The 18088-nt window shown below is 44.0% G+C and carries 20 protein-coding genes; 12 read left to right on the plus strand and 8 right to left on the minus strand.

What is annotated here, in order from left to right; all coding sequences use genetic code 11:
• Positions 1-105 precede the first annotated feature (105 nt).
• The 5 genes from DWX43_RS07030 to DWX43_RS07050 all read right to left on the minus strand — a co-directional run bounded on the left by DWX43_RS07030 (position 106) and on the right by DWX43_RS07050 (position 5586).
• Positions 106-2595, minus strand: coding sequence for an ABC transporter permease (locus DWX43_RS07030; RefSeq protein ID WP_118619662.1), 2490 nt, complete (start codon positions 2593-2595; stop codon positions 106-108).
• Positions 2576-3271 carry an ABC transporter ATP-binding protein gene (locus DWX43_RS07035; protein WP_118619664.1) on the minus strand — a complete coding sequence of 232 codons (696 nt, stop codon included), beginning with the start codon at positions 3269-3271 and terminating at the stop codon, positions 2576-2578. The genes DWX43_RS07030 and DWX43_RS07035 overlap by 20 nt, the downstream gene beginning before the upstream one ends.
• A gap of 134 nt (positions 3272-3405) precedes the next feature.
• Positions 3406-4326 carry a HAMP domain-containing sensor histidine kinase gene (locus DWX43_RS07040; protein WP_118619666.1) on the minus strand — a complete coding sequence of 307 codons (921 nt, stop codon included), beginning with the start codon at positions 4324-4326 and terminating at the stop codon, positions 3406-3408.
• On the minus strand, positions 4327-5019 hold the full coding sequence (locus tag DWX43_RS07045; RefSeq protein ID WP_118619668.1) for a response regulator transcription factor: 693 nt from the start codon (positions 5017-5019) through the stop codon (positions 4327-4329).
• 42 nt (positions 5020-5061) lie between these two features.
• Complete coding sequence (locus DWX43_RS07050; protein ID WP_118619670.1) at positions 5062-5586, minus strand: DUF3877 family protein; 525 nt, start codon at positions 5584-5586, stop codon at positions 5062-5064.
• 496 nt (positions 5587-6082) lie between these two features.
• Here DWX43_RS07050 and DWX43_RS07055 point away from each other — a divergent pair, with 496 nt between their 5' ends.
• Genes DWX43_RS07055 through DWX43_RS07075 form a run of 5 tightly spaced genes read left to right on the plus strand, consistent with a single transcriptional unit; the run spans position 6083 to position 10535 of the window.
• Positions 6083-7006, plus strand: coding sequence for a transporter substrate-binding domain-containing protein (locus tag DWX43_RS07055; RefSeq protein WP_118619672.1), 924 nt, complete (start codon positions 6083-6085; stop codon positions 7004-7006).
• Positions 7007-7054: 48 nt separating this feature from the next.
• Positions 7055-7825, plus strand: coding sequence for an amino acid ABC transporter permease (locus DWX43_RS07060; RefSeq protein WP_109731748.1), 771 nt, complete (start codon positions 7055-7057; stop codon positions 7823-7825).
• Positions 7826-7860: 35 nt separating this feature from the next.
• Entirely contained in the window at positions 7861-8604 is a 744-nt protein-coding gene (locus DWX43_RS07065) for an amino acid ABC transporter ATP-binding protein (protein WP_109731747.1), read from the plus strand.
• A gap of 18 nt (positions 8605-8622) precedes the next feature.
• Entirely contained in the window at positions 8623-9252 is a 630-nt protein-coding gene (locus DWX43_RS07070) for a cytidylate kinase-like family protein (protein ID WP_109731746.1), read from the plus strand.
• 47 nt (positions 9253-9299) lie between these two features.
• Positions 9300-10535: an acetylornithine/succinylornithine family transaminase gene (locus DWX43_RS07075; protein WP_118619674.1), complete on the plus strand. Its 1236-nt coding sequence runs from the start codon at positions 9300-9302 to the stop codon at positions 10533-10535.
• A gap of 48 nt (positions 10536-10583) precedes the next feature.
• Here DWX43_RS07075 and DWX43_RS07080 read toward each other — a convergent pair whose 3' ends face one another.
• Complete coding sequence (locus DWX43_RS07080; protein WP_109731744.1) at positions 10584-11192, minus strand: HAD family phosphatase; 609 nt, start codon at positions 11190-11192, stop codon at positions 10584-10586.
• Between the two features lie 359 nt (positions 11193-11551).
• Here DWX43_RS07080 and DWX43_RS07085 point away from each other — a divergent pair, with 359 nt between their 5' ends.
• Together DWX43_RS07085 and DWX43_RS07090 are read left to right on the plus strand one after the other, a co-directional pair.
• Positions 11552-12571 (plus strand): SPFH domain-containing protein, encoded by a 1020-nt coding sequence (locus tag DWX43_RS07085; RefSeq protein ID WP_109731743.1) that lies wholly within the window; start codon positions 11552-11554, stop codon positions 12569-12571.
• A 2-nt stretch (positions 12572-12573) separates the two neighbouring features.
• Entirely contained in the window at positions 12574-12777 is a 204-nt protein-coding gene (locus DWX43_RS07090) for a PTS ascorbate transporter subunit IIC (RefSeq protein WP_118619676.1), read from the plus strand.
• Between the two features lie 49 nt (positions 12778-12826).
• On the opposite strand, the gene DWX43_RS07095 is transcribed toward DWX43_RS07090, so the two are convergent.
• The gene (locus tag DWX43_RS07095; RefSeq protein ID WP_109731741.1) at positions 12827-13030 is read right to left on the minus strand and encodes a sulfurtransferase TusA family protein; all 204 of its coding nucleotides are present in this window, start codon (positions 13028-13030) and stop codon (positions 12827-12829) included.
• A gap of 28 nt (positions 13031-13058) precedes the next feature.
• Positions 13059-14153 (minus strand): YedE family putative selenium transporter, encoded by a 1095-nt coding sequence (gene yedE, locus DWX43_RS07100; RefSeq protein WP_118619678.1) that lies wholly within the window; start codon positions 14151-14153, stop codon positions 13059-13061.
• Positions 14154-14429: 276 nt separating this feature from the next.
• Between yedE and DWX43_RS07105 the strand changes: the two genes are divergently transcribed.
• Genes DWX43_RS07105 through DWX43_RS07125 form a run of 5 tightly spaced genes read left to right on the plus strand, consistent with a single transcriptional unit; the run spans position 14430 to position 17971 of the window.
• Complete coding sequence (locus DWX43_RS07105) at positions 14430-15023, plus strand: RNA polymerase sigma factor (RefSeq protein ID WP_243099266.1); 594 nt, start codon at positions 14430-14432, stop codon at positions 15021-15023.
• Positions 15013-15795, plus strand: a complete 783-nt coding sequence (locus DWX43_RS07110) for a hypothetical protein (protein WP_118619682.1) — start codon at positions 15013-15015, stop codon at positions 15793-15795. Before DWX43_RS07105 ends, DWX43_RS07110 begins: the two co-directional genes overlap by 11 nt.
• 45 nt (positions 15796-15840) lie before the next feature.
• A complete protein-coding gene (locus DWX43_RS07115; protein WP_118619684.1) occupies positions 15841-16731 on the plus strand; it encodes an ABC transporter ATP-binding protein in 891 nt (296 codons plus the stop codon).
• A complete protein-coding gene (locus DWX43_RS07120) occupies positions 16728-17594 on the plus strand; it encodes a hypothetical protein (RefSeq protein WP_118619686.1) in 867 nt (288 codons plus the stop codon). The genes DWX43_RS07115 and DWX43_RS07120 overlap by 4 nt, the downstream gene beginning before the upstream one ends.
• A complete protein-coding gene (locus tag DWX43_RS07125) occupies positions 17591-17971 on the plus strand; it encodes a hypothetical protein (protein WP_118619688.1) in 381 nt (126 codons plus the stop codon). The genes DWX43_RS07120 and DWX43_RS07125 overlap by 4 nt, the downstream gene beginning before the upstream one ends.
• Positions 17972-18088: the final 117 nt, after the last annotated feature.

Below are 18088 nucleotides of genomic sequence, written 5' to 3' on the forward strand. Positions count from 1 at the left end.
TCTTTGACCACAATATCATATGTAAGATGCACATTCAGCACTCAGGCGAACCCCCGGGTGCTGAATCATACATTTATGAACTGTTTTATTTTTTAAGGCAGCAGTTTATTCCCGCAATCGTTCAATAACTGTCCCATTATACAATCTTTTTAGTATTAATACAGGAGCCGTGATGCATATAATTATGATGGCTATAACTAAAACCAGATTGCTGAACAGGGGAATGGAAAATGGTATCCCGTAAATATTAAGGTTACAAAATACAGCATAGCTTGACGGGATTCCTGTGAACATGGCCAGAATCAGTGATATGCCGGCATAGCCAGCACCTTCCCCGATTATCATTTTTTGAATCTGTTTTGTTGTCATTCCAATGCTTTCTAAAATTGCTAATTCTTTAGACCGGTTCTGGATACTTGCGGCCATCATATTTATATAATTTAATATGGCAAGTATCATAACAATGATACCAATACTGTTTCCCAGTATTTTCACCTGATTTTCAGAAACTTTCATTTCGGAATATCTCTCGAGTTTGGAATCATATGATAATGCATGATTTTCTTTTATAAGCTTTAAGATTGTATTTTCTGTCTTTATTGAGTATGATTCGTCATAATCGATCTGTAGGAGTTCTGTTATTACATTATCCATGATTTTCTCCAGATAGGAATTGCTTACGATTAACTCAGGATTATAACCGCCCGCATAATAAGCCGGGCAGTCTTTTATAACAGCACCTATTTCAATACTTTCTTCCTTGTTCGTTTCAGAATTTCCGCGCGGTGTAAAGTTCAGTTTTTTGTGGACTATATGATTGTCTATGTCTACTAAATTCATTGATATGAGAGCAATCTTTCCGTTTTTAAAATCGTCCTTGTCAAGTTTGATTCCGAATTCGCGGGTTAGCTTATCGAATTGCTGCTCATCAATCCCGACTAAGCGGCAGGTAAATAAATCGTCATCCGGGTTTTGTTTGTATGATTTCATATCATCCTCATAATTTCCGGGTGAATATCTTGACTCATATAGTTTTTTGTAGTATTCACCATACATATCTTCCTGATAGGGAACAGAAGCTGCCGCAGATTTTACGACCCGTACATCTTTTACACGGTCCAGACTCCGTATTGTTTCAATCAGGTCATCGGTGATGGCCTGATATTCATCCTCATCTAACATCGTCTGATTCAGGACGCGCAGATCATAGTCATAGCTGCTGTTTAAAATCCATTTTGCGTTATTTATGCGAATTACAACATTTACAACCAGAAATAAGGATACAGCAAGGCTGAGAGAAAGCAGGATGACCACAAACTGCTTCTTATCACGAAGCAGGTTTTGTTTGATCATAGATGTAATATTGCCGCCGCGTTTATGTATCTTTTCTTTTCCAGAAACACCTGCATATCTCATTGCTTCGACCGGGGAGCAGTCCTTCGCCATATTGGCCGGTTTATTACTGCTCACAAAGGTCGTAAGAAGCGAAAATACAGCTGCGATTATGAATACCCCGGGCGAAATCATGACAACGTCTTTTTCGCTAATAGTCGGATTAACAACATGCAGGGCCTGTGGGATAATCAGTTTTGCGATGACAGCAGAAAAAGCCAGTCCCAGAGGGATTCCTTTCAGGGAATTCCAGATAACATGCCGGTAGATCAGTGCCTTTATTTGAGCAGAGGTTGTTCCCAGAGTTTTTAACTGTCCATAATAATGAATATCTTTCGAAATGGATATATACAAGGTATTATAAATGAACAGACAGCCGCTGAAAAAAATAAGAAGCAGCAGACCGAGCAGAGCGGCAGTTACTTTACAGAAGTTAGAAATCGTATCATAGTCCGCATCTATAAATTGGGTTCTGGACAATCCGATCTTATTCTGCATCTGTATGATATCTTCTTTCGAATAAAGCGAATTCCTGAGTGATATTTTTAGCATACCCTGTGTTAAATCCGTCTGTTTAACCCCGGTCTCCTGATAAAATTCTTTAGATACAAACCCCTTTGAAGAACCCGTATAATCGGTGAACCATCCGCTGAGAATAAAATTCTTTTGTGTAACTGTATTGTCTGAAATTTCTGATAATGTCTGGTACATTAAGGGGATGGCAATACCTGTCCTGGGTGAGGAAATCCCCATATCTTTTAAAGCACTTGAAGACAGCATAATTTCATTTTCCTTTTGAGGATAAGTTCCAGTATAGGTTTCCAGTGCAGGTATGGTCTGCTTCTCCCAGCAGATATCGTCCATCCAGAACAGCCGTAGTTTATCTAACAGCCGGTCCTGATACTGAGAAACAACGGCGCACTTTACATAAAGCCCGGCATAAGTTACAGTATCCATCCGGCGGATAACGGAAACCTGTTCCTCTGTGGGTTCTGACAACTCGATATCGTAATCCATGCCGGTCATTCTTGTCTGGCGCAGAGAAATTGTGTTCCAGTAGCTCAGCCCCAGAGACAGTACGGTACTGATTAGGAAAGTAGTCAGGAAGATAGCTGTGACAGTCAGCAGATTTCTTTTTTTATTTGCTTTGTAAGTTAATTTTGCAAGTTCTGATATGACTTCTCTATTTTTTACTTTTAACATAAACAGCACCACCCGTTAAAATTTTTCCGTCCTCGAGGCGGATAATCCGATCCGCCATTTGAGCAATTTCATCGTTATGTGTAATCATGACAACTGTCTGGGCGAAATTAGTGCTTGATATTTTCATCAGACCTAATACATCCTGACTAGTTCGGCTGTCGAGATTTCCTGTCGGCTCGTCGGCAAGAATCATGGCAGGCTTTGCTGCCAGAGCTCTTGCCAGTGCAGTACGCTGCTGTTGGCCGCCGGATAATTGGCCTGGCATTGCGTATTTTTTCTTCTCCAGACCAAGCAGCCTTAATATGTTTGCGATATACTCCTGATCAGGTCTTATTCCGTCCAGTTTTATGGGAAGGACGATATTTTCATAGACATTCATTAGTGGCAGGAGATTATAGTTTTGAAAAACAAATCCGATTTTCCGTCTGCGGAATATGGTCAGCTCATCTTTGCTCAATTTTGAAATATCTGCCCCATCTATCATGATTTCCCCGGATGTTGGAATATCCAGTCCGCCCAGCATGTGAAGCAGTGTTGACTTTCCGCTTCCGGAGGTGCCGACAATGGCGAGAAATTCCCCCTTTTGAATAGTTAAGTCAATGCCGTCCAGAGCTTTTACGGTATTTTCGCCCGTGCCATAATATTTTTTTAGATTTCTGACTGATAAGATTTCCATATATGTGTCCTCCTCGTTACGTTACAATACTTTCTGTAAAACTATCATAACAAAAGCTTCTTTCTCAATTCTTTCTAAAAAGTGACAAAAATGACACTTTTTAAATAATAGAAAAAGAAGCCGGATTAAAAATATTATGTGACTGGACGCAACAAAAAAATATGGAAAACAGTACCCTCATGCAAAGCTGATTCTAGTTTTATATATCCATTCTGCCTTGAAATCACTTCTCTTGCAAGGTAAAGGCCTATGCCAAAGCCCTGCTCACCAGATACATTGGTTCCGCGATAAAAGCGCTGGAAGATCTTTCCCTGTTCCTCTTCCGGAATACCGATCCCCTGATCCCTGACCTGAATACAAATAAAGGAATCATAAGCAGCAGAATCTATCCATACATTTGAACCGGCAGGAGAGTATTTCACTGCATTTTCAATTACATTGCCCAGAGCCTCTTCTGTCCATTTACGATCCGCAAAACATGTATATCCATGATAACTGCAAATGAGGTGGATTTTCTTTTTCAATGCAGGAAGCTCTGCCAGCTGACAGGCTTTCTTTATCATGGTATCCACATCAGTGATTTGCGGGCAAACGGAAATTAGCTCCTGTTCGGTATAAGATGTCCGGATCAATTCTTTCATAAAGAATTCTAGTTTTTCAGCATTTTTTTCTATTTTAGTAGATAGCATCAGAGACTTCTCGTCTGATACATGTTCCTTAAGCAAACCGGTATAGAGTGTTATATTTGACAGAGGGGTCCTGATCTGATGGCTGATATCAGAAATTAGGGATTTTATGATATCTCTTTCTTCCTCTGCCTGTCCTTTCTGGATACAGGAGATTTCTATTATTCGATTTAACCGTACTGTAATCGCGCTGTCCAGTGATTCATCATAACTGGTTTCCAGATTTTGACCGGCGATTGCCTGGTCCAGTTTCTGTAGAAGCACATCATACTGATTCACCATATTCCGCCTGTAAGAACGTATGATAAGTGCAGAAATAAGGATGCAGCAAGCTAAAAGGAGTACAACTGTAATGATATAAAGTCTCATCTATACACTCTCCCACATATATCCTTTTCCATAAATTGTCTTGATAAAAACAGGGTTGGACGGATCCTCTTCAAGCTTGTCCCTTAACCTGCGTATGCCTACTGACAGTGCATTGTCTTCCACATACTCTGTTCCCTCCGGCCATACCCATTCCAGAAGCCGCTCTCTGGATAAGATCTGCTTTGGATTTGAAATCAGGAGATATAAGATTCTCTGCTCTGTCTTACTCAGTTCAAAAGAGGAACCATTTTTATAAAATTCCATCGACTCAAATCGGAATAAAAAGGTTGGATCCCTGTATTCCTTTGGGCATTCTGCCCCATTTCTTCTGAGAAGTGCCCGTATCCTTGCACGCAGGACCATTAAACTGAATGGTTTTGTAATATAATCATCGGCCCCGCTCTCCAGCCCCTTCACGATATCCAGTTCCATATCTTTTGCCGTTAACAAAGCAATCGGAAACTTCACATATTTTCGTATTTCACGGCAGAAATCCAGACCGCTGCCGTCCGGAAGACAGATATCGAGAATCAGCAAATCAAAAACGTTGTTTTTCAGAGATTCTCTTGCTTCTGCTATGTCTCGGCAGACTATAAATTCTAACTCTTCGTTTTGAAGTGATAGTACAATACCCTCTGATAAATCATCGTCATCCTCTAAAATCATAACAGATTTTCTGTTTTTTTGTAACATAACCCCACCTCGCTGTTTTAACTATGTTTACAAAACAAAAAGTTACTGCCTTTTCAAAGCCTCATATGCATGCCTTGTAAAGCGGTGATACTGCAGTCCGAATTCTTCCTGTTCCAAATAATAAACGTAAGGGTCAATCTCAGGATCGGGGAAGAATACACCCCATTCGTGTTCATCTACTTTTTCGACAGCTACATCATCGGAGAAGGCCTTAAACACATTCACGATATCATCCACGGAGTTCCCCGGCTTAAATATTTCATCCAGAAAAGCCTTTAAAAACGGGCTGCCTGCTGTGTTTTCATGAATATATTTTATGCCCGAGGAAGGGACATGGATACAATAGCGGCCTTTTTCTCCGGTTTCTTTTATAGTCAGTGCACCCAGCTCGTGCCCAGTGGATTTGCAAAATTCTACAATCGCATTCGGAAGGTTTTCCGGGGCAGCAGGGAGCAGTTCGAGGAGAGATTCCAGCGGGTAATACAGATTCATATCCTCTTCGCGATAGCCGATTTTTATCTCACATTCTTTTATGTTATCAATGATATTTCTCTTTAAATCCATCATGTATACTCCTGTTCTTTCATTTGATTGTGTACCTTCATAGATATAGTTTTTTCTAATATTATTATCATAACATTAGAAAATCTATTGCTCAATGTATTTCTTGTGTTTAGAGTATGCTTGACAACTATCATGCATTGAAAAAACTGGAGCAGGGCAAGGCGTATTTGCAATTCATTATTCAGTAGCACTATTGACAGCGTTAAGCGAGGTAAAAGAGAAAAATGGCTTTGAGTAAACACAGTTGTAGAAAATAATCCGGAAAATACGGGAAAATACGTCAAATGTAATAAAATTCCAGATTTTTCATGAAACTAATTGACAATACAAAAAATGCAGACTATACTTGCACTAAATTCAAACCGGCCGGGTCATACAAAAATTGTGGGCTGGATAACGGCGGGCAGAGAATTCATATAACACGTGAACAAGGGCGTTTACTTCTTTTGAGGTAAGCGCCCTTTGTGTATGCCTGTTTTCAGGGAAAGAGAGGAGAATTATGATGAAGAGAAAGATAATCAGCACAATGATCGCGGCAGCAATGGCGGCCGTACTGGCGGCAGGATGCGGCAGTTCGAAAGCAGCAGGGACTTCTGCCGGGGTGAAGGATTCTTCAAAAACTACAGCAGAACAATCGTCAGAAGGAGCATCAAAAAAGGTATTGAGAGTGGGTATGGAATGTGCGTATGCTCCTTTTAACTGGACCCAGGAAACAGACGAGGTCGCTAATGATGATAAAGCGGTTCCGATATATGGCACAAATTATTACGCATACGGCTATGATGTCATGATGGCTAAGAAGATTGCCGATGGACTTGGATGGGATCTGGAAGTACATAAGGTTGAATGGGATTCCATTGGTATGGGGCTGGACTCGAAGGAGTATGACTGCATCATAGCCGGTATGGGAAAGACGGGCGAGAGGGAGCAGGCCTACGATTTTACGGAACCCTATTATTACAGAGATATTTGCATTACAGTCAAAAAGGGCAGCGGGTTGGAGGATATCAAGAAGCTGTCGGATTTCAAAGGAAAGGATATTACCGTGACAACACAGCTTGGTACGGCATGGGTAGATCTGCTGGACCAGATACCTGATGTACAGCTTGGAGCAAATTATGCAACGACGGCGGAATGCTTTATGGCTGTTTCAAACGGTGCAGCGGATGCCTGTGTGATTGATCTGCCGACTTCCCAGTCGGCTGCACTGACAAACGATGATCTGGTACTGCTTGATCTGGATGAGAGTGACACGATTGAAGACCCTACGGGTTCAACCAACGTATGTATTGCAGTACGCAAAGGGGATACGGAACTGAAAGACAGCATTCAGGGGGTTATGGATCAGATTTCATGGAATGATAAAGCAAAAATGGATGAGATGATGGGCGAAGCAATCAAACTACAGCCTGCGGCTAATTAAGTATTTGGGGCAGGATGCTTCTGCCCCCGCATAAAGGAGGGATAAAATATGGGTTCAGGAATCTTGCTTTCGGCGAATCCCGGGAGTTCCTTGGAATGGATGATTTTTCTGGCGCAGAAGTATTCTGGCTTGTTTATAGAGGGGACGCTCAATACCCTGTATGTGGCAGTGACAGGGACGATTGCAGGTTTCCTGCTGGGATATCTGATAGGAATCATTGAAGACATAAAACTGAATAAGGAAGATCATATCTTTAAAAAAGTATTTATTTGGATTCTGAAGGGAATCTCATGGATTTATGTAGAGTTGTTCCGCGGAACGCCGATGATTGTACAGGGGATGATCCTGTATTACGGGCTTTTGCAGGCAGATGTGAAAATCGCATCTGTTACCGCAGGTATTTTAGTTACGGTTTTGAATACGGGGGCCTATATGTCTGAAACTGTCCGGGCGGGGATTAAGTCTGTCGAGGGCGGACAGCGGGAGGGGGCTCTGGCTCTGGGAATGTCGCCTATGAAGGCAATGTTTCAGGTAATCCTCCCACAGGCATTTAAAAACATAATTCCAGAAATGGCTAATATGTTTTTAACTAATTTAAAGATGACATCTGTGCTGAATGTAATCGGCGTATCAGAGCTCTTTATGATGGCGAAAACCGCGGGAGGAACGTATTACAAATATTTTGAGTCATATCTGGTGATTGCCCTTATCTATCTGGTGCTCTGCTTCATCTTTAACCGGCTGTTTATCCTGCTTGAGAAAGCAACGGCAGGAAAGAAGGATTATGTACTGGCAGTGGAATACATGGAAAATCAATAGCGGGGAGTATCTGAAAAATAGAAGAGGAGGCAGCTATGAGCAGGGAATATATAATCAGTATCGAAGAACTGAGCAAGTCCTTCGGAAACCATGAAGTTTTGAGAAAGATTGATTTTTCGGTGGAGAGGGGGGAAGTGATTTGTATTGTAGGGTCTTCCGGGTCCGGGAAATCTACGCTCCTGCGGTGTATCAACCGGCTGGAGCACCAGACATCAGGGAAGGTCCTTTACCACGGCAGGGAAGTGCGGGATGTCCAGAAGGAAGTGAACGAATACCGCTCCAAAGTCGGGATGGTATTCCAATCCTTCAATTTGTTTAATAACATGAGCGTTCTTCAGAATTGTATGGCAGGGACGAGAAAGGTCCTGCACCTGTCCAGACAGGAGGCGTTTGCACGGGCAATCGAACATTTGAAACAGGTGGGGATGGCACCGTTTATCAATGCTTACCCATCACAGCTTTCCGGCGGCCAGAAACAGAGAGTAGCCATCGCCAGGGCATTATGCATGAATCCGGAGGTCCTGCTTTTTGATGAACCGACCAGTGCACTGGATCCCGAGATGGTAGGGGATGTATTAAATGTTATGAAAGAACTGGCGCTGACGGGGCTGACGATGATCATTGTGACACATGAAATGGGATTTGCCAGAGATGTATCCACACGGACCATCTTTATGGATAAGGGATATATCGCTGAAGATGACACACCTGCCCGGCTGTTCACGAATCCAAAGAATCCAAGGACAAGAGAGTTTTTAAGCCGGTTTATGGCAGGGTAAGGAGAAGGAGAGGGTGAGATGGAACAATTTGTAGTGACATTTGCCAGAGGATTCGGCAGCGGCGGGAAGGAGATCGCCTCCAGACTCGCGGCAGATCTCGGGATTCATTGCTACGAGAACAGAATCCTGACACTTGCGTCCCAGATGAGCGGACTGGACGAAAATGTATTTACCGAGGTGAATGAGAGGATACGGTCAACCGGCGGTTTCTCAGGCTTCCTGAGGGGGCTCCCGAGATCCAGGCAGTATATTACGAGGAATGATGAATTTGTATCGGATGATACGCTGTTTGAATATCAGAAGAAGATCATCAGGGACCTTGCGGATACAGAATCGTGTGTTATCGTGGGAAAATGTGCAGACTGGGTTCTCAGAGGCAGGGAGAATGTAGTGAGCATCTATATAGAAGCACCACGGGATTTTTGCATTAAGCGGACGGTGGAACATATGAAGGTAACAGAGGAAACTGCAAATGCGACGATTGAGCATACCGACAAGTACCGTGCGGATTATTATAAATATTATACAAGGGGAAATGACTGGAACAATCCGGTTAATTATGATATGACGCTGAACAGCGAAAAGGCGGGTATCGATAATTGCGTACAGATCATTGAGTCTTATTTAAAAATCAAACAGTTGATTTAAGAAGAAGCCGTTTAAAAATATATAGATTGAAAGGGAGGAGAAACAAAATGAGATTAAAGGATACGGGGCTGACGGAGCAGGATATCAAGAATAAAGTGAAGAAATATATGATTGAAACATATGACAGATTTGATTTTGTGGCAGAGACTGCGAAGGATATGTATATGTACGGAACAGACGGGACTGCTTATCTGGATTTTTATGCGGGAATCGCGGTAAACAGTACAGGAAACTGTAATAAAAGGGTGGTTGACGCTGTCAGGGACCAATGCAAAGACCTGATGCAGACATTCAACTACCCATATTCCATTCCGCAGGCATTGCTCGCGGAGAAAATCTGTACGACAATCGGCATGGACAAAGTATTCTTTGAGAATTCAGGCGCCGAGGCAAATGAGGCGATGATAAAGATGGCAAGGAAGTTCGGAGTTGAAAAATACGGACCGCACAAATATAATATCGTGACTGCCAGAAATTCCTTTCACGGGAGGACATTCGGGGCAATGAGTGCCACAGGGCAGCCGGATAATGCCTGCCAGATCGGTTTTGGCGAAATGACTCCCGGCTTTTCCTATGCAGAATATAATAATCTGGTATCATTCCGGGAGGCCGTAAACGACCATACGATTGCTGTCATGATAGAGCCGGTCCAGGGGGAAGGCGGCGTTCATCCCGCCACACAGGAGTTTATGCATGGCCTTAAGAAGCTGTGTGATGAGAAGGGGCTGCTCCTGCTGCTGGATGAGGTGCAGACTGGATGGTGCAGAACGGGAAGCGTTATGAGTTACATGAATTATGGAATCAAGCCTGATATTGTTTCAATGGCAAAAGCACTGGGCGGCGGGATGCCGGTCGGAGCCATCTGTGCAAAGGCAAAAGTAGCCAAGGCTTTTACAAAAGGCTCCCACGGAAGTACCTTCGGGGGACATCCGGTCTGTTGTGCCGCGGCACTCGCAGAGATAAACGAACTGCTTGACCGCCACTGTGCCGAGAATGCCAAGAAAATGGGGGATTATTTCTCCGGCCTTCTGGAAACACTCCCGCATGTCCGGGAAGTCCGCCATCAGGGGCTATTTGTAGGAGTAGAGTTCGAGGACGGCGTGAGAGGGGAAGATGTGAAACACGAGTGTTTTGAACGGAAGCTGCTGATTACGGCAATCGGCTCCAGTATCATCCGTATGGTCCCCCCACTGATTGTGACAGAAGAGGAATGCGATAAAGCATTCGGAATTATATACGATGCGGTGATGGCTCTGACGGGACAGGAGGTACAGGCATCGTAGGATGCGGATTATAATTCCCCGCCCCGATTTGTCTTAAAACTCAAATGTTTATCTGGTAACAACACCAAGCTCCGCCAGTTTTTCAACCGTATCTTCATAGGAGGTAAAAAGTATACCGTGGAGGCCGAGTTTTTTTGCATCCTCAACATTTTCAAAATAATCGTCTATAAATACTGCTTCGTCCGGCTCAATTCCATAGCGTTCCATTAAAGTCCTGTAAATGGCTGGTTCCGGCTTTACCATCTTCTCCCTGAAGGACAGAATGCCGCCGTCAGTATACTTTAAAAAATTTAATTCGTCCTGTGTCTGGTTGTACATATGTTCTGCATAATTAGAGAGGACATAGACGTTCAGCCCTTCCTTCTTCAGTGCACATATCCACGGGATGGCGTATTCAAACTGATGAATACATCTCCCAATAGAAGCGAATACGCTTTCGATTTCTGACTGATATTCAGGAGCATTTTTGATAAAAAGGGCTAACATTTCTTCCGTGGAATATGTTCCGCGGTCGAATTCGTTCCATTCAGGACTCAGGAACATGGCCGTGCTTATGGCCTCTTTTGTTTCTTGTGAATATGGAAAGGTGTCCAGGGCAGCCCTCCAATTATAATCAACCAATACATTGCCGATATCAAAGATAATTGTTTTTATCATATTGTCCTCCTGCAAATAGAATATATAGATTTACTTATTCATTGTATCATTCAACGTATATACAGGCAAATTATTTTTTCATCTTGACTTTGTAAAGAAGAATTATAGTTACTGTTCACACCGTGCCGTGCACCCTGCTGCACGGCATCGGGCCAATAAAGTGATGGTCTCAGGGCATCTGCTTCTCGCCGAAGGCGACTTGAAATAAGCAGATGCCGTTACTGTGCACGCCCGCAGGGTGTGAACAGTAACGAATTATAAATGGCTTTCCAGAGTGTTGACAAAATGATATCAAAATGATATCATTTGAATATAAACAAAGAGGGATATTGGTCTTGATTTGAAAGGAAGGCACTATTATGACTGAAAAGATTCTGGGTACTAAAAAGAATGGTATGCTTGTATTGGTTGTCACGACACTGCTCTACATGGCAGCTGTGGCAGGATGTATTGCTGGGGGATTTATCATGGACGACAAGGGCTCGCCAGTACTGCTGATTGTCAGCATAGTCTGGCTTGTTATCGGATGGGTTCCATTTTGCGGACTGCGGGTCCTTAAACCCCAGGAGGCACTGGTATTGACACTTTTTGGTAAGTATGTGGGTACGTTAAAGGAAGACGGCTTCTATTTTGTAAATCCTTTCTGCACAAGTGTTAACCCGGCAGCAAAGACGAAGCTGAACCAGAGCGGGGATGTGGACGGAGGAGCACGTAAAACCTTGTCCCTTACTATGAAGAATGATATTCCGGCGGCGGAGGCACCCAGTAAGAAGATTTCCCTTAAAATTATGACACTGAATAATAATCGGCAGAAGATTAATGACTGCCTCGGCAACCCGATTGAAATCGGCATTGCAGTCATGTGGCGGGTGACGGATACGGCCAAGGCTGTATTCAACGTGGATAATTATAAGGAATATCTCTCACTGCAGTGTGACAGTGCGCTTCGGAATATCGTAAGGATCTACCCATACGACGTGGCACCTAACATAGATACTACAGGTGACGGGGTTGCGGACGAGGGCAGTCTGCGTGGCTCCAGTGAAGTAGTTGCATCAAGGATCCGGGATGAGATCCAGCAGAAGGTAACGGAAGCAGGATTAGAGATCATTGAGGCACGCATTACCTATTTGGCTTATGCACAGGAGATTGCAGCCGTTATGCTCCAGAGGCAGCAGGCTTCAGCCATCATTGACGCAAGGAAGATGATCGTAGACGGGGCAGTGGGCATGGTAGAGATGGCCCTTGATCGTCTGAATGAGAAAGAGATTGTGGAACTGGATGAAGAAAGAAAAGCGGCTATGGTTTCCAATCTGCTTGTAGTGTTGTGTGGAAGTCACGACACACAGCCTATCGTTAATACAGGAAGCCTATACTAAGTATGGCAGAGTCAAGAAAAAAACAGGTTCCCCTGAGGCTTTCCGAAAAATTGTACAATGCCATTGCCGCATGGGCCGAAGACGATTTCCGCTCTGTGAACGGACAAATTGAGTATCTCCTGACAGAATGTGTACGGCAGAGAAAGAAAGATGGGAAATATGTTTCAGAGCATTTGGATGAACCTCCGGAACTGGATATAAAATAAGAAAACAGGAAATATAAAAGGTGCGGTTTTTCGCACCTTTTATATTTCCTTATTCAATTACAACAGCATATCCATCCTCAATTTCAGAAGATGTTGTCTTCCGTCCATGTTCTTTTGCAAATTTTTCAACATTCATCTTCTGATGCGGTTCTGTAACAAGAATTTTAACAGGCTCTTTAGTGCCTTTTATAGCTTCCGCCGTCAGCATCAGAGGCTCCGGGCAGGAAAGACCTCTTGCATCTACTTCCTTCATAACAAATACCTTCTTTCATAAAATAAGATTATGCTTTCTCGCGCTTATTTGTAAAGGCGATGATAAAACATGCAGCAATGCATATGATCAGTGCCACTTTTCCATTGAACGGTACAGCACCTGCGACGATTTCCTGTGTTTCTGCGTTCATGGATGTTCCGCTGGCTGCCAGCCCAAAGTTGTGGCAGAGTGCTGCTCCGACGAACATTCCGATTACAGTTACCGCGGAGTCGGATGATCCCTGTCCTGCCAGTATCAGCTGTCTTAGCGGGCACCCTCCTGCCAGGACTGCGGCAAAGCCTACCGTATACATTCCAAGTATGTTCCATAAATGTTCGGAATGTGCAATGATTCCGGGCGTATTGAATCCAAATACAAATCTTCCTGTTGCAATGTTGAAGATCAGCATGACGACAAACAGTCCGCCGATTACAGTCAGCAGGTCAAAGTTTCTCATCAGAATCACGTCACGGATTCCTCCGGCGAAGCACATTCTTGATTTCTGTGCCATTGCTCCGAAAATCAGTCCGCCGACCAGGGACATGATGATTGGGGCGTGAAGGCTTCCCGGGCCAGTCTCGCTTGCTTTCAGCAGAGTGGTTGCTGTGGCAAGGATCAGGATTCCCAGCATCAGTGCCGGAAGCACCCCGCCGCTCATTTTGTTTGTAAGATGGGCTCTGCCAAGGCTGAACCCTTTTTTCAGGGCAAAGACTCCTGTAGCGATACCCAGAATAAAGCCAATCAGTGCTACCCATGCGTTCAGATCGCCTGCGGACATCCTGATAATCATACGCAGCGGACACCCTAAAAATACAAGGGAACCGATCATGATAACCATACCCAGAATAAAACGGATCATCGGTGATGAGCCTGCTGTGGAACGATATTCCTTCGTAGCCACCGAAATAATAAATGCACCTAATACAAGCCCGATTATTTCCGGTCTTGCATACTGGACAACCTCAGCCTGATGCATGCCAAGCGCTCCCGCCGTATCACGAATAAAGCAGGCGATACAGAACGCCATGTTTGCAGGATTGCCAAAATACGCCAGACAAGCCGCAACAAGTCCGCATACCACACCTGCAATTGCCAGTTTCTTTTTTGAATCTGAAAAATTCATCTCTCTTCCTCCTCGGATGTGTTTGATAATTCACGCACAATGCCCCTGCTCCCCAGGCAGCAGCATATATTGTACATGAATTAGCAAGTACACCCACAGTAATTTCCACATATATCCAGTATATCGTTCATTTTTATGAGAGTCTAATTGAAAACTTACATGTTCAAAGGATCTTATAGAAAAATCCTATAATCCGCGTAAAAAATTAAGAAAACCTAAATCATTTCTAAAACCTGAATCGTTATGATATATAGGGGACGCCCTAAGGAGGTTCAATTGACTCGGGAAGATGAAATTTTCAGGCAGATAAAACAGGGAAATAAAGAATATGTGGATGAATTGGTAAGGATGTATTACCCGGAAATATTCAGGTATTGTATCTGGCATACAAAAAGCTATGCCAATGCAGAGGATGCGGTTCAGGAGACATTTCTTAAAGCAGTGAGGTATCTGGACAGGTATACCCATAAGGGGAAATTCCGTGCTTTTTTATACCAGATTGCAGCAAATACATGTATTGACATGAACCGCAGGAAATATGAGGAGCCAATGGACACAGAAATTCTGGAGACATTTATGGAACCGGCCGGTGTCATGGATGATGTGGAGGAAACAATGGATTTCTTAAGCCTCGCAGAAAACCTGCCGGGGGAGGCAAAAGAAATCATACTGCTCAGGTTCGGGCAGGAGCTGAAGCTTAGAGAGATTGCGGATGTGATGGACCTGCCGCTTCGGACAGTGCAGTCAAAGCTGCGGTCTGCAGTCAGACAGCTGAGAGAATTGATTATGGAAAAAGAGGCAGCCGCCTCTAAAAAACAATGTAAAAGAAGATCAGCAGAAGAGAAGAGGGGTGAAAAGTTTGAAACTTAGCAAAAAAAAGCTGGCTGGCGGAATCAATGCAGAGATCAGGAGGCGTACTCCCGAAATACATCAGGAACATCTGGAAGATACCATACTGCATGCGAAAGCCTTGTATGAAAGGCGCGGAAAAAGAGAGCGGATTGGATTCTGGGGACTTCTCCTGCGTCAGGTCAGGTTTATAGGCTGGAAGGTATGGTTTATACAGTTTGTGATTCTGATTATCTTAATACGGATGATCGGCTTTATATTTCTGGCTTCGGGACCTGCGAGGCATATACCTTATGTACTGTGCGCAAGCGGAATACTGATGGTCTGGACAGCAGTACCAATGATTGAGAGAAGTATCCGGTACAGAATGTTCGAAATCGAGAATACGACGCTATTTTCCGCGGGAAGGCTTATGACGGCACGCCTAATAATCATATCAGGCGGGATTTTTGTTATGGCTGCAGCTGTTATGTGCCTGATGACCATAAAGTTTATGTATTCCTTCAGCGAAGTAGTTTTTTCTTTTATTCTGCCGTTGATGGCAGCATCTGCTTTATTCCTGTATCTGTTCAGGCGGCTGAAGATACAGTCACTTATGAAAGGCTGTAATCTTGCAGGAGGGACCAGTATCACGATTGTATTATTACTGGACCGGGTGAGCGGATATAATCCAATGGATCTGCCAAAAACAGCCGGGTGGATTTTGTGCATTCTCTGCCTGATGCTTAGTATTGTACAGGTTATAAAAATGTGGGAAAAGGAAAGTTATGAGGAAATCCCGGAATTTGGTTAAAATGGACAGAAAATATATGGGCTAAAACCCCATGAGGAGGCCAAAATGGAATTAAAAATAGAACATCTTACGAAGAAATACAAAGATAAAACGGCGGCAGATGATGTAAACTTAAACATCACTCCCGGGATTTGGGGGCTGCTTGGTGCAAACGGGGCCGGAAAGACTACGCTGATGAGGATGATTGCAGGAATCATGAAGCCGACGTCCGGCTGCGTGAAGTTTGACGGTGTAAACATCGAGAGGCTGGGAGGGGCTTACAGGGATATTTTCGGGTATCTGCCGCAGGAATTTGGTTTTTACCCGGAATTTACGGTACAGGATTATCTGGAATATGTTGCCGCGCTAAAAGGGCTTACTAAGAAGAATACGAGAGAAAAAATAGAAGAACTTCTGACACGTCTGACGCTGGAAGATGTAAGGCGTAAGAAAATTGTTAAGCTGTCAGGAGGGATGAAGCGAAGAGTAGGTATTGCACAGGCACTTCTGAACGAACCGGAGGTATTGATTCTGGATGAGCCTACAAGTGGGCTGGACCCGGGAGAAAGAGTCCGTTTCCGGAACCTGTTGTCAGAATTTGCCCAGAACAGAATTGTCCTGATCTCCACCCACATCGTGCCAGATGTGGAATATATTGCTTTTCGAAATGCCATTATGAAGGACGGGGGTATTGTTTCAGAGGGGACAACGGAAGAACTGGTCGGAATTATGGAAGGTAAGGTCTGGAGCACAGAGATGCTGCAGTGTGATGTACACAAAGCAGAGCAGAAGGCAAAAGTCGTGAATCTGCGTAATATCAGCGGCAGTGTTGTATCTGTCCGGTATCTTTCCGAAGAAAAAATATTTCCGGACTCAATAGAGGAGCAGCCGCGGCTTGAAGATCTTTATTTATGGCTCTTCCCTCAGGAAGAAGCGGGGAAGGAGGGGGTTAGATGAGGCTTTTATGGCTGGAATTGAAACGGGTACTGAAAACAAGATATGTGCAGTTTGTGTTAGTGGCAGTTATTGGATTAACAGGGCTGCTTTCCTATGCACCGATTAGTTTTGCACGGTACACATATGAAGATTCCAACGGAAAAGAAATAACCGCTAAAGGATTAGAAGCTATCCGTCTGGAGAAACAGTCCCAGAAGGCATATTCAGGGACCATAACCCCGGAGCGCATCGCACAGGCGCTGAAACAATATCAGGACTGCAGCAGTAAGTATGAGAACGGAGTCTATGATGAAAATATGCCGGTAAGCGAGTATACGGAAAAGATTGCACCGGTCTCCCTTTTTATACGGAGAATGACAGAAGTGTATGCGGACCCGGTTACCGGTATGGGCGCCGATGTTATGGATCTGACAGAAGAAGATGCAATGGGATTCTATGAGCAGTGCAGACAACATCTGACTGACCTGATGAATATGGAACAGAAAAAACATCCGGAGGCGCGGGAAAAGGCCGCCGCGATGTATGATAAGGTTGAGATGCCGTTTTCCTATTATCCCGGCGTGGATAGTAATAATATCGATTATTTGGGGATAGTTGTTTTTCTGATGACGGTATTAAGCGTTGTAATTACCGCGCCTATTTTCTCGGGAGAATACCAGACAGAGTCCGACCAGATCCTGCGCTGTACCAGACACGGCAGAAGACGGCTTGCCATAACGAAGCTGGCAGCCAGTGTCCTGATTATGACAGCTATGTACGCTGTCTGTATTGCTATCTACATGATAGTGATAAATACCGCCTTTGGATGGGAGGCGAGGCAGATGTACAGGTCCTCTTCTCGGCGGTCAGTTTCCTCCCGATGACGATAGGGACGCTGCAGAATATCGTGATTGCGGCAGGATACCTGACTATGCTTGCGACGATATTTTTCACCCTCTTTTTATCCAGCAGGTGCAGATCCGCAGCCGCCTCTTATCTTGCAGGGATCGGATTCTGTATTCTTCCGGTATTTATTGCGAATTTTATGGGAAATAATATTGGCGACTGGATCCGCTGCATCCTGCCTTCGGGCGGCACAGGGCTGAATAACAGCTTCCTGTATGCCCTTCTGGACACCGGCTTTGTATACTTCGGAAATCATGCGTTCTGGATTCCTTATGTCATGATTCCGGCAGAAGCTATAGGGGCAGCTGTATTTATGATATGGACGGTGCGTTCTTACTGCAGGTACTCACCGTAAGAGGCGGAAGCATTGAGTAAGATGGATTATGAAGAACGGTCTTGATATTTTTAGAGATCGTTCTTCATAATGTTATAGTATGAATATTACTTATAACATTATCCGGCTGCTTTGGTT

This window comes from Clostridium sp. AF19-22AC, assembly GCF_003479085.1.
Classification (GTDB): Bacteria; Bacillota; Clostridia; order Lachnospirales; family Lachnospiraceae; genus Faecalicatena_A; species Faecalicatena_A orotica.

Excerpts from the sequence above, each read along its gene's own strand:
- DWX43_RS07030 (WP_118619662.1), bottom strand. The coding sequence starts at position 2,595 with ATGTTAAAAGTAAAAAATAGAGAAGTCATATCAGAACTTGCAAAATTA.
- DWX43_RS07035 (WP_118619664.1), bottom strand. The coding sequence starts at position 3,271 with ATGGAAATCTTATCAGTCAGAAATCTAAAAAAATATTATGGCACGGGC.
- DWX43_RS07040 (WP_118619666.1), bottom strand. The coding sequence starts at position 4,326 with ATGAGACTTTATATCATTACAGTTGTACTCCTTTTAGCTTGCTGCATC.
- DWX43_RS07045 (WP_118619668.1), bottom strand. The coding sequence starts at position 5,019 with ATGTTACAAAAAAACAGAAAATCTGTTATGATTTTAGAGGATGACGAT.
- DWX43_RS07050 (WP_118619670.1), bottom strand. The coding sequence starts at position 5,586 with ATGATGGATTTAAAGAGAAATATCATTGATAACATAAAAGAATGTGAG.
- DWX43_RS07055 (WP_118619672.1), top strand. The coding sequence starts at position 6,083 with ATGATGAAGAGAAAGATAATCAGCACAATGATCGCGGCAGCAATGGCG.
- DWX43_RS07060 (WP_109731748.1), top strand. The coding sequence starts at position 7,055 with ATGGGTTCAGGAATCTTGCTTTCGGCGAATCCCGGGAGTTCCTTGGAA.
- DWX43_RS07065 (WP_109731747.1), top strand. The coding sequence starts at position 7,861 with ATGAGCAGGGAATATATAATCAGTATCGAAGAACTGAGCAAGTCCTTC.
- DWX43_RS07070 (WP_109731746.1), top strand. The coding sequence starts at position 8,623 with ATGGAACAATTTGTAGTGACATTTGCCAGAGGATTCGGCAGCGGCGGG.
- DWX43_RS07075 (WP_118619674.1), top strand. The coding sequence starts at position 9,300 with ATGAGATTAAAGGATACGGGGCTGACGGAGCAGGATATCAAGAATAAA.
- DWX43_RS07080 (WP_109731744.1), bottom strand. The coding sequence starts at position 11,192 with ATGATAAAAACAATTATCTTTGATATCGGCAATGTATTGGTTGATTAT.
- DWX43_RS07085 (WP_109731743.1), top strand. The coding sequence starts at position 11,552 with ATGACTGAAAAGATTCTGGGTACTAAAAAGAATGGTATGCTTGTATTG.
- DWX43_RS07090 (WP_118619676.1), top strand. The coding sequence starts at position 12,574 with ATGGCAGAGTCAAGAAAAAAACAGGTTCCCCTGAGGCTTTCCGAAAAA.
- DWX43_RS07095 (WP_109731741.1), bottom strand. The coding sequence starts at position 13,030 with ATGAAGGAAGTAGATGCAAGAGGTCTTTCCTGCCCGGAGCCTCTGATG.
- yedE (WP_118619678.1), bottom strand. The coding sequence starts at position 14,153 with ATGAATTTTTCAGATTCAAAAAAGAAACTGGCAATTGCAGGTGTGGTA.
- DWX43_RS07115 (WP_118619684.1), top strand. The coding sequence starts at position 15,841 with ATGGAATTAAAAATAGAACATCTTACGAAGAAATACAAAGATAAAACG.
- DWX43_RS07120 (WP_118619686.1), top strand. The coding sequence starts at position 16,728 with ATGAGGCTTTTATGGCTGGAATTGAAACGGGTACTGAAAACAAGATAT.
- DWX43_RS07125 (WP_118619688.1), top strand. The coding sequence starts at position 17,591 with ATGACGATAGGGACGCTGCAGAATATCGTGATTGCGGCAGGATACCTG.